Raw genomic sequence first — 16,713 nt, 5'->3', positions numbered from 1 at the left:
GTCATTAATCAACGTTGGGCTCATCCATTTCATATACTGAATAAAGTGTAATAACAATCTGAGCTGTCTGTGCGTTTGAGATTGTCTTGTCACCAACCTGCATTGTTTCAACTTCTTCAGAATTAAGTCCATCCCAGTCGTTCACGCCATTATCCTTTAAGGTGTTTTTTCCGAATGAAGCATCAGGGATAGATACTGACTTGACTGTCAGAGCCTTATCAAACTTCTTTATTGCATTCAGATAATTCCAGATATTCTTCCTTGTACCGTAAATCTGTACGCCGTAATCTGTTGAAAGCACCTTTTCAGCCTGTGCGCTGCTGAGAGCGATCGATTCAGCATATGTGCTGTTAAACTGCTTCTGAAGATTTCCGTTTATATCAGCAGCATTTCTTGCGTCCTTGAGATCATCTTCCTTCTTGTAGAAGTAGAACGGGATCTCTCCGACTGTTGCTGATTTAACCTGAAGGTTATCGATCCTTACCTTGTTGTCTTCAGCAAGTTTCTGAAGATATTCATCAACTGCAACAGGATTCTCAACATCATCGACAGCAACGAAGATCTCTGTCTTCTTGCCTGTTTCCTTATATGTTGTCCTTATACCGTCCTGCAGACCGGGGATCTCTTTGATCTTGTTTTCGATATCTGCTTTCTCAGTCTGTTTTTGTGCCAACTTAGTCTTATTGTCCTGAATTTCATTATACTTTGGCCTTACAGCAGCAAAGAATCCCAGGAGCAAAACTGCAAATGCAAGTACGATCGCAGCAATTATCTTATCTCTGTATGTAAGTTTCATTTCTTCTTCTCCTCCTTAGAGCTTGTTTCAGGATGATAAGCACTTTCATTCGGAGCCATCTTTGCAATTACTGCAAAATTGAGCATCCTCTTATCCTCTTCGCCTTCCTTTTTGATGGTATTTACAGTATATCCTGTGTAAGAAACAGCATCGATATACTCATCGTTAGCAAGGTTTCTGAGGAATTTATCCGGTAATGTCTGTGCTTTTTTATCCTTGTCAGCATCACAGGTTACGGAGAACGTAATAGTTCCGCCTGCGTATGAAGGGTTATTCATCTTGAAGTACTCAATCTTTTCATCTTCACAGGTCTTCTTGAGGATATCCTCGATCTTGTCGTAAACCTCACCTGTAAATGCAGGCTGTGAAAGATATGCATCATGAGCTCTCGACATCTTGGTATAATAAGAGTCTACTGTCTCCTTGAGCTTTATAAGTCTTTCACGGTGCTCAAGATCAGCCTTCGTCTTATCAGAGTCGATATAGTCCTGACACTCCTGAATATCATTCTTTACGCTGTTATTCTTCAGTGCGAGGATTCCCCATGCAGCACCAACGATAACAAGCGAGCCGAGGAGTGAAGCGATAAGTGCAATGTTACCTGCATTCTCGTTCTTCATTCTGCTCTTTACCGCGGAGCTGAAGTCTGTATCAAGAAGATTGATCTTTTCGATCTCTCTGTTTCTCTTGAACATAGCACCGATAGCGTTTGCATACAGTGAGAATTCAAGATTTTCATGTCCGTGGATCTGCGGAGGAACATTTATAAGACTTGTCTTGAGGTCGAGCTTTTCAAGTTCGTCTGTAAGTCTTACGTACTCATGTGTATCTCCGTAGAAGATTACGTTCTCGATCGCCTCGCCGGTATTGCGGCTTCTGTGGAACTGAAGCATACGGAAGATATTTTCGTTTACTGCTTCAAATACATAGTCATCCGAGTAACCGTAGTCGGCAGCATCGATAGATGCAAAACGTGAGAATGAAAGCTGTCCCTGCTCATAGAGGTTGAGTGAGATGAAGTTGTTGTCGATCTGAACAGCAAGGAGAGGCATCTTTGATCTGATCTTTGTATCAGCAAGAAGAACCTTTGTGATACAGTTGCATCCGATCATTACTGATCTGAGTGTGATAGTCAGAAGCTTGAACATCTCACGGTAGCTGTTTACGATCTCGTAAGGACAAGCTGTAGCAAGGATCTTGTATGAAGGCTCGCTTACCTCGCTGTTGTCAGCGTCGCCTACGATGATGTATGAAACGCTGTATGAATCATCAAGATTGAGCTCAGCCTGCATCTGCATCTTAACTACCTTCTGAAGATCCTGACCTCTGTTGCTCTTTGCAACTGTCATTTCCTTGAAGATCGTAAGGTTGGACGAGATCGAAACTATAGCTTCCTTATCGTACATCTTGTGCATTTTGAGCACATTGTTTATGAGAGTTGCGACAGCAGGTACGTCTCTTACGTTTCCGTTGACGATAAGTCCCTCTTCAACGTTTACTGTAGCAGCAGAACTGATCTTGATCTTGCCGCTGCTCTCGATACCTTTAACAACTCGTATATTTCTATCGGTAATATCAAATGAAAGCATTTATTCTTTCCACCTTTCTTATTCGTTTTCGATATTTGCGATCGAACCGTAAAGCGCAGGGTAGATACCCATTACTACGAGTCCGATGATAACGCCCATGAATATGATGAGTATAGGCTGTATCATATCAACGAGACGCTGTACTGCGGCGTCAGATTCCTCTTCATAGTAATCTGATGACTTTTCAAGGATAGAGTCGAGGGCACCTGCCTCCTCACCAACGTAGATAACCGAGCAGAACATAGGCTCGAATATCTCTGTACGTGTGATAGCTGCGGAAAGGGGTTCGCCCTGTTTTACCTCGTCGATAACTTCTTCAAATTTCTGATCGACATAGGAATTACCGAGGATACGTGATGCTCTTTCGAGGCACTCTACCATCGGAAGGCCGCTTGAGTACAGTGAAGAAAGTGTACGTGAGAATCGTCCTGTATAGATCTTTGTGATAAGGGGACCGAAGCCTGGTCCCTTGACCAGCATACGGTCAAATTTAAGCCTGAACTTAGGTATCTTCATAGCATATACGAACGCCGCTACGCCGAGAACTATGATACCTACAAGGATATACCATTTTGACTTGAGGAAGTCGCTTATCGCTGCGAGGACCTTTGTCAAGAAAGGCATCTGGCTCTTGTCATCAAACATGTCGATGAACGTAGGCATGATGAATGTGAAGAGCAGTATAACAACTGCCACACAGAGAACCAGAAGGATGATAGGATAGATCATTGCACTCTTGATGGTGTTCTTGAGTTTGTTTTCCTTTGCGTAGTGGTCAGACATTCGCGTCATAACAATATCCAGCGAACCGCTGCTCTCACCTGCGCCGACCATTGAGATCAGGAAGTCCGGGAAGGATCCCGCGTGCATTTCGAGAGTTGACGAGAAGGATTCACCCTTCTGTACGTTCTCGTAGACATCCTGCCATATAGCTCTGGCTTTTTCGTTCTCCTGCTCTTTGGTAAGGATATCGATGGCTTTTACAAGCGTAAGACCAGAGGTAAGCATCGCGGCAAGCTGTCTGCAGTTGAATGCGAGCTCCTTGGTTCCGAACTTGTAGATTGATTTTGCTTCACTTGAATCGCTTTCCCTAAAATCCTTGACATAAAGGCCCTTTTCCTTGGCCTTCTGCAAGAAATCCTGCTCATTCTCAGCGGTTATGACGCCTTTTTTCTGCATTCCCTTCGCGTCCTGAGCAACGTAAGAAAAACTCCTCATGAAACCACCTCCATAAATTAATAACTTGTGATGAACGTTTCTCACTGCCTTAATAATAACAATTATAACATTTTAAAAGTTACTTTTCAATCGCTTTTTTGACATAAATAATCCGCCGTTTTTTATCAATATTAACTAATCTTTATACCGGCAGTAATATCGAATAAAAATAAACGGCTATATAGTGTGCAAAACAAAGCATGAAGACAGCGCAATATATGGTATAAACACACCGATACCAAACATTGTTAAACTTCCACAATAATTATATCACACTCACTTTTAAAATGCAACATAAAACCCCTTTTTTTTATCTTATTTTTACAGAATTGTGAACTGCGGCAATTTGCTTTATAGTAATTTAGTCATTTTGTACGTTCTTGCACTAAAATCCCTTTCCCTAAAGGCAAAAACCGTATTGAATTCTGTGGACAAGTTTATTTTTTTACCATAATACACCGATTACACAAAAGTAATCACGTATACTATTATAATATAGACTTTTTCACCGTGGTATGCCATTTCGCTCACATATCACGTATGACTTCCCACAGCTCTTTTGCTGTTCCGATACTGACTCCGGCAGCAGCAGCAAGCTCCTCCGGAGAAGCGTTCTTCAGGTTTGCGATCGTCTTGTATTTCATAAACAGTCTGGCAGCCTTCTTTTCGCCTATACCACGTACATTAAGGAGCTCCGAGCTGTATGTTTTTTTCTTGTGGCGTGAGTGCATGAAGCTGACGGAAAATCTGTGTACCTCGTCCTGTATCCTCGTAACAAGGTCGAAAACGGCTTTCACGCTGTTGATCTGTATCTCTCTGCCGCCCGTCGCTATAGCTCTCGTGCGGTGCTTGTCGTCCTTGACCATGCCGAAGAGGGGGATATCAAGACCAAGCTCACGAAGCAGCGGTGCTACGGCGTTTACGTGACCTTTTCCGCCGTCAAGGAGTATAAGGTCGGGAGTCCTTGTGAAATATTCGTCCCCCTCACCGCTGACTATATGCATCAGCCTGCGTTTCAGCACCTCGCGCATACTGCCGTAGTCGTTCTGGAGCTCCTGCTCTTTTACAGTAAAGCGCTTGTACGCTTTTTTCAGCGGTCTGCCGTCCTCGAATACCACCATTCCTGCTACCATTGATTCCGAGGAAAGGTTCGATATATCGTAGGCTTCGATGTACCGCGGCGGCTTTGAGAGACCGAGACTTTGTCCCAGCTGTTCGAGGGCAAGGACCTCTTTTCCTGTACGTGAATTTTTGATAGCGGCATATTCCGCGCTGTTATTTTTGGCAAGCCTCAGCAGCTCCAGCTGACGCCCTTTCTGTGGAACATGGAGCTTCACCTTCCGCTGAGCCTGTTCCTCAAGCATTTCAACGAGGAGCTCACTGTCGGAGGGAATATGATCAACCACGATATTCTTCGGTATATCGGGCTTTTTATAGTAAAACTGAAGCATGAACTGACCAAGGATATCTTCGTCCCCGTCAGGCAGCGGCAGCTCAAAGACAGCCTTGTCGAAGAGTCTGTCCTCACGATACATGAGCACAGAAATATACAGTCCGTCATAAAATTCGGCGATGCCGATCACGTCTGCCGAATCGACGCCGCTGTTGATTATTTTCTGTTTTTCGGAAGCTTTTTTTACTGCAGAGATCCGGTCGCGAAGCATGGCAGCCTTTTCAAAGTCGAGCTCCTCCGCTGCTCGTTCCATCTCAGCTGTCATTCTTTCCACCGACTCTGCGCTTCCGCTCTTGATGAATTCCACAGCCTGACTGACTGCGCTGCGGTAGTCCTCAGCACTTATCCTGCCTCTGCACACTCCCATGCACTGCTTGATATGGTAATTCAGGCAGGGGCGGTTTTTGCCGAAATCCTGAGGAAAACGCCGCTTGCAGGTAGGCAGCATGAACACACGGTTCGCCTCGTTCACCGCCTCTTTCGTAATAAAACCGCTGGTATAGGGACCGAGGTACGTACCGCTCTGTTTTGTGTTTTTTTCGTTGGTTATACGGGGATATTCCTCATCGGAAATACGGATATAATGGTATCCCTTGTCGTCTTTCAGGAGGATGTTATATCTGGGCTTATGCTGCTTGATGAGACTGCATTCAAGCAGCAGAGCCTCAAACTCACTGTCGGTAACAATGAAATCGTAATCGTATACATTTGACACCATTGCCGCAACTTTCGGCGTATGGTCGGGATTTTCGCGGAAATAGCTGCTGACGCGGTTATGCAGGTTCTTGGCTTTTCCGATGTATATGATAGAGCTGTCTTTTTTGCGCATTATATATACTCCCGGCGAAGCTGTCAGCTTCGCGGTTTTTTCACGCAGATACAGCAATCTCGGATTCATTACCGTTACTCCTTTCCGATATTTTCAAGTCCAAAAACAGGGCGCACACCGTGCGCCCGTATTTTTTATCGTTTTCTGTAGTATAAGGAAATCAGCACAGCCGGAAAAGCAGCTGTATCTGCCGGCTAACGGCTCTTTCTGACCCGTCTGCGGATATAGCGGAACGTAGCGGCTTCGCCCTTATCACGGAGCATAGTCAGCAAAAACTCCAGCTTTTCAGCCGTAGTCTTTTCTATTACCCTTTTCGGCTTTGCCCTGAGAAAATATTCCAGCGGCATAGAATCGTTATACTTTTCCTTATTGTATATTTTTGAAGCCGCAACCCTGTCGCAGAACATTTCAAATATGTATATATCCGGCATTTTCACCGGTTCAAGTCTTTTGGTTTCAGGGCTGTAATCCGTCCAGTATTCAAAGTGATGGCGGTTCCTGCCCTTATGGTGCATCCACGCCCGTGAATACCCGTCCACCTCGCGTTCACGCTCATTGGGGCTGCGGTTTCCCTGATAGTAAATTACCCCCGGTATAAACTCTGTCGGTGAAAACTTTGAAAGGTCATGGAGCAGTCCCCTCATGGGTATACCCGCTTTTACACAGTGCCTGAACACCTGATGCCTGTGCTGAAGAACTGTTTTAAGATGTCCGCAAAAATTTTTACAAAGCATTTGAACGCTCCTCAGTATAGCTTCCGCTTATATCGAGCACGCTCTCTTTTTCGATGAGCCGTCCGCTTATTATGCGTCTTCCCTCTGAATACGAAGGATCCGACAGTTTTTTTGCCATTATGCCCACCGAGACCTCTGCCATTTTTGTCAGATCCACCTCAACGGTAGTTATCGTCGGAATGCATATACTTGACACTGTATAATTGTCATATCCTACAACGCTTATGTCCTCCGGAACACGGATACCCTTAGTTTTGAGAGCCGATATTACCCTGAAAGCTGTTTCGTCACAGTTGCACACGAAAGCTGTCGGCATTTCGGCAGGAAACTCTATATCCTCAAAGAGAACACCGCTCTTGTCCCTGTCAGCGATTATCCACTCTATCCGGTACTCAAAATCGTTTTCCATTATACATTTAAGATAGCCGAGATAACGGTCGTTTATACTGCTCGTAGCATTCAGCGTACCGAAAAATCCTATCTGTCTGTGACCCTTTTCCACAAGGTAATCCGTCAGCATATAGCCGCCGTTGAAGTTGTCCGAAAGTACAGCGTCCACCTTATACCTGTTATCGTAGAAATCAACGAATATCAGCGGGATAGTCAGCTTGCTCAGACACTCGATGTACTTTCTGTGTACCTGTCCGATAACTATAACGCCGTCCACCTTTCCGTCGATGACCATATTCGGCAGTGTGCCGTTCTTTTCGTTTTCCGAATTAACGCACTCGTACACCGTGCAGACATTTATCTGTGAGAGCTGATTTGATATACTCGCAGTAAGCTCCCAGTAGAAAGTGCCTCTTGCGCCGACAAAGCGTTCAGAAGTGAGTATTCCCACGTTTTTGCCTGTTTTCGGCAAAGCGATACGTCTTTTCTCGCTCTTGGTATTGGAAGGCTTGTAGCCCATTTTTTCGGCGGTCTCGCAGATCTTTTTTCTCATCTGCTCACTGACGCCGTCCCTTCCGGCAAGAGCGTTTGACACTGTTACCACGCTTACGCCGAGCTTTGTAGCAATGTCAAGCATTTTTACACCGTTTTTCATAATGCCCCCATTTTAAGCGTCCGGAAACTTTTCCCGGAGCCGTTTTTCTGTATAATCCGGTTTATACCGAATTAAATTAACCTCAACTATTATATCATGCTTTAAGTGATAAATAAAGTATTTTCGCAAATTTCGGAACTTTTGTCAATTTTTGCACATTTTGTTTGGCAATAATGCCAAATGTTATCCCGGCAAAAAATAACGAACATTCGTAAACAGGCTTTAAAAATAATCTCTTCGACTGAAAAATACGGCTTCCTGTCGGGATTTAAAGCCGTTCCTCAGAAATGCTCACATGGCAGACATTAAATAAAAGCTCTTCGTAATGAAGAGCTTTTATTTAATCAAATATGATCATTGGCTTCGCCGCCGTCTTCAGGAAGGCAGAGGTATTCCTCCTCGCAGGAGCTGCTCTCGTTGCCCCACGAAGCCGCAGGGCACTCATATTCTTCCTTTTCCGGGTCGGGGACAGGTATATTTTTCCTGTTTTTGCTCATAAAATCATCTCCCGGTGGTATTATCCGCAAAAATCTCCGGACTATGCATACAAAAAGGCACTTTCCAAACGAAAGTGCCTTTGTAATTTTATTCCTGATCGTTATTCACCGTCTGAGTTATCACAGGCTCGCCGTCCGCATTTTCATGCACCGGAGCGACCATAGGAGCGTCAGGCTCATATGTAAGGATTATCTCCTTTACCTTCTCGTCGCGGGTGAGGTTATAAGTCATTTTAAGTGCCTTCAGGGCGTTCGGTATATCCTTTTCCATGAGGTAATTTGCCGAAAGCTGAGCAGCTACCGAGATAACGTCCTGATTAGGACCGAATTCAAAGTTGTACTTCTTCATGACCTCGATCATGTCCTCACGTTTAGGCTGCTTTATCGGCTTGCCTTTTCGCTGGACAAGGTCTTTCATTTCAAAGGGAATGGCAGGATTCGGGGCAAAGAACACACTTGCTGCAAGGAATACGAAAGCGTCGTCATACTCTCCCATATCAGTCAGCGCATAAGCAGCATTGGCGTAGCATCTTGCGATAGCAACAGGTGATGAAGCCACTTTAAGAGTCTCTCTTGTAGTTTCGAGAGTCATTCTCTTGTTTTTGAGCAGCTTGTAGACCTCTGCCAGCTCGAACCGCGGCCCGCAGTCCAGCGGATTATACTCCATAGCCTTCTCCAGTACCGGTATAGCGTCGAGAGGTGAACCCATCTCAACGAGAAGGTAGCCGTATGTAGTAATGAATGTACCGAAATCAAAGGGAGTGCGGTTGAGGACCTTATCCGTCTTGTATCTGAGCTGATAGAAATTATCCTCAAAGGGATTCCTCAGCGATACGAACTTTGCGGTCTCGGTGTCCTTATAGTCAAGGATTATCTTCTTGTAAAGGCGTTCCGCAAGGGACTTTGCCTCGGTAATATTCTTTTCCCTGATGAGCTCCATGATCCTGTCATGCATCTCATCGAGGCGCATTCCGTCAATATGAGTAAGTCTTTCTATTTCTGCCTTCTGATCATCAGGCATCAGTTCGATAAGGAGCTGCGTTGCAGCGTCCACGCCCTCAAGGTTCTTCTCCGCTGCGAAGCGCTCTGCCTCGGCACGGAGGAACTTGTTATTGTCCTCAGCGGAATCTGTGAGCTTTGCTCTCAGCTCCTCCAGGATCTTGTTTTCTGCCATTGCTTTTCCTCAGTCCATACAGGGTCCCGAAAATACTCAGAAGCCTCTCTTGGACATTTCCTTTCTGAACTTAGCGTCGATCTTGTCCTGCTTCTTCTTGTTCTTCAGCTCAGCCTTTGTCATGTAGCGCGCGTCCATCATCTGCTGCTGCTGCGGAGCTCTGGAAGCTGTATTGCCGCCGAAAGGCTTTCTTGAAGGAGTCTTGTACTCGTCGAATACAGGAACATTCTGCTGAGTCTGTGCAGCCATCTGTCTTCTCTTTGCGGAATCATCGCCCATTGTTGAAAGAACGTCCTCAACAGAAGTAAGAACGGGGCTGTTTGCCTTGAGTCCCTGTGTCTCGATGAGGTTCTTGTCAGCATACTCTCTTGAGCTTGCGATAGCGTTGATAAACGCCTGGGAAGTGGACTTGCTGTGAGGATTTACTGCGATCTTGGAAATATTCGCAGTAGGAGTACCTGTTGTCTGTACAGGCTTTCTCGGAACCGTAGACTTTACGGGAGCCTGCTGCTGTGCAGGAGCTGATGCGGCTCTCTGAGCCTGGGCTGCTGTCTGCTGTGCAGGAGCCGCTGCCTGTCTGGGCTGTGCGTTAAGCGGGATGAATACGGGCTTGCCGTTCTGATCGTATCCTGCAAGGCGCATCTGAACGTATTTGTATACAGGCTGGTTATTGGCATCATATCCAGCAAACTGAGGAACCTTTACGATCTGAGGCTGCTGAGCCTGCTGGTTCTGATCTGTCTCTGCACCTGCATTGGGTGCGTTATTATTATAATCGCTCATATAGTAATCATACTCCTCTTCTGCCTTTACAGGCTCATTAAATGTTGCTTCGGATAAATCATCAAACACAACCGGCTCGGTATCTCTCGCCTTTGAGACATTTCCGAGAGCCTGTGCTGATAAGTCTGGAACTTCAGGGATATCGTCAAGCTCAGGAACAGAATTGTCCTCCACTGCGGGAAGGGTAGCAAATTCGGGAGCAGTGATATCCTCTACCGTAGGAACTCCTTCGAGAGCTGCTGCTGCAAGGCTTTCAGCCGACGGGAGCGAAACAGACTCAGGAGCAACGATATCATCGACCTTGGGAGCGCCGTCGAGGGCTGCTGCCGCAAGGCTCTCAGCAGAGGGCAGATCATCGACTGCAGGAGCGGCGATATCCTCAACAAGAGGAGCCTCTCCGTGCATCTGCTGAAGGACGCCTGCCGCCATCTCGCCGTATAAAGGCGCTGAAGGATTGCCGGCAAACGATGTATTGTCAGCAGCATAGGTGGTAAGATTGCCTGCTGCTGCCATATTTGCGTAATCGGGAGCGTTCATGTCCGGTACAGCGAGCTCAGCCATTGCGTCAGGCTGCTGATACTCGGTGGGATCTGCGATATTTCCGGGAGCGCCGTTCTCGAAGCCGAAGAACTGATCGGCAACATAATCCCACTCTGTACCCTGTGTCAGCGGCTGCTCCGGAACAGGCTGATAACCGTATACCGGTGTTATCGGACCTTCTATCGGATTGCCGTTGGCGTCGTAGAGCGTCTGGCTGCCGTCGTAGATACTTGGCTCACCGTATACAGCTTCATCGTAAACAGGCTCTTCATAAACAGGCTGACCGTATGCCGGCTGCTCATAAGCGGGCTGCTCATATACCGGCTGAGAGTAGGCAGGCTGTTCGTAGGTCTGCTGCGGGAAGCTGTTTTCCGGCTTATGTTCCGGATTGATAGAGAACAGGTTCATTATGTCCTCATCAGAATGTGTTATCTCAGGTGCCGAAGGCTGCTGATATGCGTCGTCATAGCCGCCCATATCCTCATAGCCGCCCGCATCGTCATAACCGCCCATGTCGCCGTAGCCGCCCATATTCTGAGGCTGACCGTAATTCTGTGGCTGACCATAATTCTGCGGCTGATTGTAATACTGCGCAGGCTGCTCGGCAGCATTCTGCGGATTAGGTATAGCGAACTGTGAGAGGAAATCGTCCTGAGGAGCAGCTGCTGTGTGCATAGGTGCAGCAGGCGCTTCGCCGGGCTTCTGTATCGCGAACTGCGCAAGGAAATCGTCCTCTGCAGGAGCCTGCTGAGGGTTATCATGCGGGTTTATCGCGAACTGTGCAAGGTTATCGTCCATCGGCATACCGTTGCCGCCGGCATTGTTCACGGGAGCTTCCGCCTGAGGATTGTACATGAACTGATTAAGATCGTTCCTGTTTGCTTCCTCTTCAGCAGCTCTGCGCTGCTCTTCCTGAGCCTTTCTCAGCTCCTCCTGAGCCTTTCTCCTTGCAGCTTCCTCTTTCTGTTTCGCATTCGGATCTTTTGTGATCCTTGCGGTGGTATTTCCGAGGGGAACTATTCCCACATCGTTCATACCCATTTTTTCGCGCTTTTTCTCTTCTTTGAGAAGGAGCGACATTTCCTTTCTGTCAGCTTTTATAAGCTTCTTCGCGAGACTCGCCTTGCATTTCTCACAGGTGATCTCTTTAAGATCCGTCATGAGGGACGTTCTGTGAAAGCGAGTCACGTTTTCAGGCTTCATAAGGTTGATACCACAGCCTGTTTTCTTTTCATTTTCGGTTCCGTGAACCACTTTGTCGAACGAAGACGTTACCAGTGTTATATCCATAATTCTTCTCTCCCCACCACTGCAAAACTGCAGTTTCCGCTTTACGGCAGCGGGCAGCCGATTTACCAGCTCGCAGTCGCACTCCAAAAAAATTGTTGCAGACACAGAATAAAGTCAACTGTGCCGCAGAGCTTTTAATGCGAATATCTATACAAGTATATTATACATGACATTTCAAAAAAAATCAACACTTTCTCAATAAATGAACGCAAAAATTATACCATTTTTAAAATTTTCGGTGATAATAACAAATCGTTATTGATTTTTTTGTCAATTTTTCCTGTCGATGTTCAAGGTTAATTAGGTAAAAAATAATACGGTTTATTGCGTGAAATCAGGATTTCAGCCTGCTTCCCCTCATTTGCTGTTCCACATTATTCTATCAGATGTATCAAAATCGCTTCATTGAACAGCCATTATTTTACTTATGTGTAAAAAATTATTAAAACGGGGATTTAACTATTGCATTATCACTGATTTTGTTGTATTATTAATAGTGTATTGGCAGACAGCGGAAACCGTCTGCCGCCAGCTTCTTTCAAAGGAGGAAAAAACGTGAAACTCGTTTCAGTAGTTGTGCCGTGTTACAACGAGCAGGAGGTGCTCCCCATGTTCTATGAGGAGATAACCAAGATATCAGCTCAGATGTCAGAGGAATACCCTGAGCTTGAGTTCGAGTACCTGTTCATCAACGACGGTTCAAAGGATACTACTCTCGACCTTCTCCGCGGTCTCGCAGACAGGGACAAGAGGGTAAGATACATTTCATTTTCAAGGAATTTCGGCAAGGAATCCGGTATGTACGCAGGTCTGAAAAACGCAAAGGGCGATTATGTGGTCGTCATGGACGCAGATCTCCAGCATCCGCCTGCATTTCTGCCGAAGATGTACAGCTATGTAAGGAACGGCGAATATGACTGCGCCACCACCCGCCGCGTGAGCCGTCAGGGCGAATCAAAAATACGCTCATGGTTCGCAAGGCTGTTCTACAAAATAATGAACAGGATCTCCCAGACCGAGATTGTTGACGGCGCTCAGGACTTCCGCTTCATGACAAGGCAGATGGTGGACGCGATACTTGATATGTCAGAGTACAACCGCTTCTCAAAGGGAATCTTCAGCTGGGTTGGCTTCAACACCAAGTATATCGAATACGAGAACGTCGAGCGTCCTGCCGGAACTTCATCCTGGTCGTTCTGGGGACTTTTCAAGTATTCTCTTGAAGGAATAATGGCTTTCTCGACAGCCCCCCTCGCCATAGCTTCACTGCTGGGAATAATCACCTGCCTTATAGCTTTTATCCTCATCGTGATAACGATAATCAGGTCAGCCTTCGGCTGGCTCGACGCTCCCGACGGATACCCCACAATGCTCTGCCTGATATTCCTTTTCAGCGGACTCCAGCTCTTCTGCGTCGGTATCCTGGGACAGTATCTTTCCAAGACATACCTTGAGACGAAAAACCGTCCGATATATATAACCAAAGAGACAGAAGACCTCTACCGTCAGCGCAAGGCTGCGGCACAGGGCAGCTCAGCTCAGGAGCCGGTTAACGGTGAAAATGAGAAGAAATGAATTTAAGGAGGTGCGGGAACCATGAATAAACGTATGCGTCTTGTGGTTTCCGTTCTGTTCATTGTCATTATCGTACTCGCCGCCGCAATAACGCGCTTCTTTTCAAATTCAGAAAAGAATTCCGCCAGCAGCAGCGAACAGCCCGCCGTGGAGAGGATAATAGATACCGACCACAACGGCAACCGCGTATTCAAGGGCGGCGACGGTCTCTTCGGCATAATCGACAGCTCCAACAGAGTCATCGTAAATCCGGAATGGCAGGATATACGCTTTACACAGAGCAATATCTGCATAGCCGCCAAGCGCATCAACGGAAAGCTGCAGTACGGCTGCATAGACTATGAAGGAAATGTGACCGTTCCCTTCGTCTTTTCTTCCATAGAACCGGAACGCTTTCCCGCAAGGCTTCTTTACTTCGCAAAGACAGCCGATGACAGCTTCGCTGTGTACAATCAGGATTTCAACCCGTGCTTCAGGGAGCCGTGGAAGAAATGCAAGTCGGACGGCAGCCTGCTTATCGTAGGTTCGGACAATGAAACCTATACCTACTCCGTGACGGAAAAATCCCTCATATTCATCAAGGCTTCGCTGAACGACGTCATAATGTCAAATCTGCCGTATCAGATAGAAATAAACAAGCGCAATATGCTCCTGAAGCTGGATCCACAGATCCTTGAGGCAATATCGCGCGATTTCAGAAAATACCTTGAATTTGCCTATAACAAGGACAGCTCTTCCACAGGTCTGGTACAGTCCATGCAGATAAAGCCGCTTTTCCCCAATGAGGAAGGATTGTCCCTCACTCTGAAAAGCATATCTAACATAAATACCAAGATAATTCCGTCCAATGATGACAGACTGCACGTCGTCATGAGCTTCAGCGCCGGTACGGACGTAAAGTATACCGAAGACGGCACTTCAAAGCAGCTGCACGACGATTATGAAGCAAAGCTCGTGTTTGCCGGTACTTCATCACTGGATTTTCATCTCATATCCGGAAGCTTCATAAATGACAAGCCGGACTATCCGGAGCCCGAAGAAGAAAACAAGGACGAAGATGAACAGGAGGACGAAGCGTGATACGGGCTGTATGCGTCACAGACCCACGCAGCGTTTCCGGCAGTAAAAGCGGGATAGCTGTCCCGCACTCAACAAAAAGACAAAGGAGAAAACATCATGTCAAAAAAAGTTGCAGTTATCATGGGAAGCGACAGTGACTTCCCTGTTGTTAAGTCAGCTCTCACAGAGCTCAAAAAATACGGTGTGGAGTTCGAGTGCAGGGTAATGAGCGCACACAGGACTCCGGCAGAAGCCTGCAAATTCGCTTCAAACGCAAGGGCAAACGGCTTCGGCGCTATCATATGCGCCGCAGGCATGGCTGCTCACCTTGCGGGAGTAGTTGCGGGACATACAACACTTCCGGTCATCGGAATACCTATGAAGTCCAAGGCGCTTGAAGGCATCGACGCTCTTCTTGCGACAGTTATGATGCCTCCCGGAGTACCGGTGGCTACAGTAGGTATCGACGGCGCAAAGAACGCCGCAGTGCTTGCTGTACAGATGCTCGCCATAGCAGATGAGGAGCTTGCCGCAAAGCTCGCTGCGGAAAAGAAAGCGATGGCTGAGGGCGTTATCACAAAGGACAAGGCCCTTCAGGAGCAGATAGCTGCTCTCTGATAACTGCCTCCGACATTTCCGGCGATAGGAGGTATAATTATGACACCTGCCGAAAGAAAAGCAAACTCTGAAAGGATAATCGCTGCCAAGGGTATCGGTATCAATCCGTCCCTCCCGCTCACCGAGCCTGCTTCACAGATAAAGCTGAGAAGTACAGACGATATATGCCGACGCGCCATAGCTGCCCTGCTGTCCACGCAGGTAGGCTTCGGAAGAAGCGAGCAGAACGACGAGGAAGTAAACTATTTTGTCGGTCTAATGGACTACTTCGGAGTGAAAGACTGCCTCAATGCCAAGGAAAGACGCCTCACTGACGGCTCTTACGTTCAGCAGGACATTATCGACGTGGTATGGGAGTACGAATCATACTGGACTCTCGTATGGGCTCTCGGACTTGTTGAAGATATAACCGACGCGGAGGATATCTGCGACTGTCCTCAGGCTGTCCGCTTTGTCTCGCAGAGCGGAAGCTATGAGGAATTCAGGGGAAAATGCAGTCTCAGGAGCGCTGAAGAGATAATGGATATGCTGGATCTCTACTACCGCTATCACTGGGCAGTGGTTCAGCATGAACAGATAGATAAAAAATTCCCCATAGGCGGTCTGAATACAGACGCTGTATCCGAGCGCAGGCGCGGTCTCGAATGGCTGATCTCCGATACCGACGACTGGAACAGGATATCCCTTGATACATGATCAGCACGGCGCATAAGCGGTAAAGCCTACAATCTCCGCGATGATGCGGAATTGCATATATATTCATTCAAACAATTCTCAAGGAGGAATTTTAAAATGTCAAACATCGAAAAGAAGGAACAGCTCTATGAGGGCAAGGCAAAGAAGGTCTTTGCCACAAACGATCCTAACCTCGTTATCGTTGACTACAAGGACGACGCTACAGCGTTCAACGGTGAGAAGAAGGGCACTATCACTGGTAAGGGCGTCATCAATAACAAGATGACCAATTATATGTTCAAAATGCTCGAAAAGGAAGGCGTTCCCACTCATCTTGTAGAGGAGATAAGCGACCGCGAAACTATCGTCAAGAAGGTTTCCATCGTTCCCCTTGAGGTCATCATAAGAAATGTTGCTGCCGGCAGCTTCTCAAAGAGAATGGGTGTTGAAGAAGGCAGAAAGCTCCTCTGTCCGATCCTTGAATTCAGCTACAAGAACGACGATCTCGGCGATCCCTTCATCAACGACTACTATGCGCTCGCTCTCGGTATCGCAACAAAGGAGGATATCGACACTATCTCGAAGTACGCTTTCAAGGTAAATGAGTTCATGGTAAAGTTCTTCAAGGGACTCAATATCGACCTTATCGACTTCAAGATAGAGTTTGGCAAGTCCGCTGACGGAACAATAATCCTCGCTGACGAGATCTCTCCCGATACCTGCCGCTTCTGGGATTCGACCACCCACGAGAAGCTGGACAAGGACCGCTTCCGCAGAGATATGGGCGGCGTTGAAGAAGCATATCAGGAAATCATGAAGAGACTGATGGGAGAATAAA

General features: G+C 46.8%; 14 protein-coding genes. 5 read left to right on the top strand and 9 right to left on the bottom strand.

The window, feature by feature from the left end; translation table 11 throughout:
* Window positions 1-4: 4 nt before the first annotated feature.
* From QZZ36_RS08215 to QZZ36_RS08175, 9 genes are all read right to left on the bottom strand, one after another.
* On the bottom strand, window positions 5-796 hold the full coding sequence (locus QZZ36_RS08215) for a hypothetical protein (RefSeq protein WP_295079781.1): 792 nt from the start codon (window positions 794-796) through the stop codon (window positions 5-7).
* Window positions 793-2,385, bottom strand: a complete 1,593-nt coding sequence (gene pilM, locus QZZ36_RS08210; RefSeq protein WP_295079778.1) for a pilus assembly protein PilM — start codon at window positions 2,383-2,385, stop codon at window positions 793-795. Before pilM ends, QZZ36_RS08215 begins: the two co-directional genes overlap by 4 nt.
* Window positions 2,386-2,403: 18 nt before the next feature.
* Entirely contained in the window at window positions 2,404-3,603 is a 1,200-nt protein-coding gene (locus tag QZZ36_RS08205) for a type II secretion system F family protein (protein ID WP_295079775.1), read from the bottom strand.
* A gap of 527 nt (window positions 3,604-4,130) precedes the next feature.
* Window positions 4,131-5,954 carry an excinuclease ABC subunit UvrC gene (gene uvrC, locus QZZ36_RS08200; protein WP_295079772.1) on the bottom strand — a complete coding sequence of 608 codons (1,824 nt, stop codon included), beginning with the start codon at window positions 5,952-5,954 and terminating at the stop codon, window positions 4,131-4,133.
* Window positions 5,955-6,079: 125 nt separating this feature from the next.
* Entirely contained in the window at window positions 6,080-6,619 is a 540-nt protein-coding gene (locus QZZ36_RS08195) for a DUF5662 family protein (RefSeq protein ID WP_295079768.1), read from the bottom strand.
* Window positions 6,609-7,664 (bottom strand): LacI family DNA-binding transcriptional regulator, encoded by a 1,056-nt coding sequence (locus tag QZZ36_RS08190; protein WP_295079765.1) that lies wholly within the window; start codon window positions 7,662-7,664, stop codon window positions 6,609-6,611. The genes QZZ36_RS08195 and QZZ36_RS08190 overlap by 11 nt, the downstream gene beginning before the upstream one ends.
* A gap of 344 nt (window positions 7,665-8,008) precedes the next feature.
* Window positions 8,009-8,161: a hypothetical protein gene (locus tag QZZ36_RS08185; RefSeq protein WP_295079762.1), complete on the bottom strand. Its 153-nt coding sequence runs from the start codon at window positions 8,159-8,161 to the stop codon at window positions 8,009-8,011.
* A gap of 88 nt (window positions 8,162-8,249) precedes the next feature.
* Entirely contained in the window at window positions 8,250-9,335 is a 1,086-nt protein-coding gene (locus QZZ36_RS08180) for a tetratricopeptide repeat protein (RefSeq protein ID WP_295079759.1), read from the bottom strand.
* A 36-nt stretch (window positions 9,336-9,371) separates the two neighbouring features.
* Window positions 9,372-11,948: a hypothetical protein gene (locus QZZ36_RS08175; protein WP_295079756.1), complete on the bottom strand. Its 2,577-nt coding sequence runs from the start codon at window positions 11,946-11,948 to the stop codon at window positions 9,372-9,374.
* 555 nt (window positions 11,949-12,503) lie between these two features.
* Between QZZ36_RS08175 and QZZ36_RS08170 the strand changes: the two genes are divergently transcribed.
* From QZZ36_RS08170 to purC, 5 genes are all read left to right on the top strand, one after another.
* Window positions 12,504-13,523 carry a glycosyltransferase family 2 protein gene (locus QZZ36_RS08170; RefSeq protein ID WP_295079753.1) on the top strand — a complete coding sequence of 340 codons (1,020 nt, stop codon included), beginning with the start codon at window positions 12,504-12,506 and terminating at the stop codon, window positions 13,521-13,523.
* A 21-nt stretch (window positions 13,524-13,544) separates the two neighbouring features.
* Window positions 13,545-14,603 carry a WG repeat-containing protein gene (locus QZZ36_RS08165; RefSeq protein ID WP_295079750.1) on the top strand — a complete coding sequence of 353 codons (1,059 nt, stop codon included), beginning with the start codon at window positions 13,545-13,547 and terminating at the stop codon, window positions 14,601-14,603.
* A gap of 96 nt (window positions 14,604-14,699) precedes the next feature.
* Window positions 14,700-15,200 carry a 5-(carboxyamino)imidazole ribonucleotide mutase gene (gene purE / locus QZZ36_RS08160; protein ID WP_295079748.1) on the top strand — a complete coding sequence of 167 codons (501 nt, stop codon included), beginning with the start codon at window positions 14,700-14,702 and terminating at the stop codon, window positions 15,198-15,200.
* Between the two features lie 39 nt (window positions 15,201-15,239).
* On the top strand, window positions 15,240-15,896 hold the full coding sequence (locus QZZ36_RS08155) for a DUF4272 domain-containing protein (RefSeq protein WP_295079745.1): 657 nt from the start codon (window positions 15,240-15,242) through the stop codon (window positions 15,894-15,896).
* Window positions 15,897-15,992: 96 nt separating this feature from the next.
* Complete coding sequence (purC, locus tag QZZ36_RS08150) at window positions 15,993-16,712, top strand: phosphoribosylaminoimidazolesuccinocarboxamide synthase (RefSeq protein WP_295079742.1); 720 nt, start codon at window positions 15,993-15,995, stop codon at window positions 16,710-16,712.
* The last annotated feature ends 1 nt before the right edge of the window (window position 16,713 follow it).

This window comes from Ruminococcus sp. (assembly GCF_016287535.1).
In the GTDB taxonomy this organism is placed as follows: Bacteria; Bacillota; Clostridia; order Oscillospirales; family Ruminococcaceae; genus Ruminococcus.
Note: the sequence above shows the minus strand (reverse complement) of the source record. Positions and strands in the feature narration are given on the sequence as shown.

Coding starts and splice junctions, on each gene's coding strand:
- QZZ36_RS08205 (WP_295079775.1), bottom strand. CDS start 3,603: ATGAGGAGTTTTTCTTACGTTGCTCAGGACGCGAAGGGAATGCAGAAA.
- QZZ36_RS08195 (WP_295079768.1), bottom strand. CDS start 6,619: ATGCTTTGTAAAAATTTTTGCGGACATCTTAAAACAGTTCTTCAGCAC.
- purC (WP_295079742.1), top strand. CDS start 15,993: ATGTCAAACATCGAAAAGAAGGAACAGCTCTATGAGGGCAAGGCAAAG.
- QZZ36_RS08155 (WP_295079745.1), top strand. CDS start 15,240: ATGACACCTGCCGAAAGAAAAGCAAACTCTGAAAGGATAATCGCTGCC.
- QZZ36_RS08215 (WP_295079781.1), bottom strand. CDS start 796: ATGAAACTTACATACAGAGATAAGATAATTGCTGCGATCGTACTTGCA.
- purE (WP_295079748.1), top strand. CDS start 14,700: ATGTCAAAAAAAGTTGCAGTTATCATGGGAAGCGACAGTGACTTCCCT.
- QZZ36_RS08185 (WP_295079762.1), bottom strand. CDS start 8,161: ATGAGCAAAAACAGGAAAAATATACCTGTCCCCGACCCGGAAAAGGAA.
- QZZ36_RS08180 (WP_295079759.1), bottom strand. CDS start 9,335: ATGGCAGAAAACAAGATCCTGGAGGAGCTGAGAGCAAAGCTCACAGAT.
- QZZ36_RS08165 (WP_295079750.1), top strand. CDS start 13,545: ATGAATAAACGTATGCGTCTTGTGGTTTCCGTTCTGTTCATTGTCATT.
- uvrC (WP_295079772.1), bottom strand. CDS start 5,954: ATGAATCCGAGATTGCTGTATCTGCGTGAAAAAACCGCGAAGCTGACA.
- QZZ36_RS08175 (WP_295079756.1), bottom strand. CDS start 11,948: ATGGATATAACACTGGTAACGTCTTCGTTCGACAAAGTGGTTCACGGA.
- pilM (WP_295079778.1), bottom strand. CDS start 2,385: ATGCTTTCATTTGATATTACCGATAGAAATATACGAGTTGTTAAAGGT.
- QZZ36_RS08190 (WP_295079765.1), bottom strand. CDS start 7,664: ATGAAAAACGGTGTAAAAATGCTTGACATTGCTACAAAGCTCGGCGTA.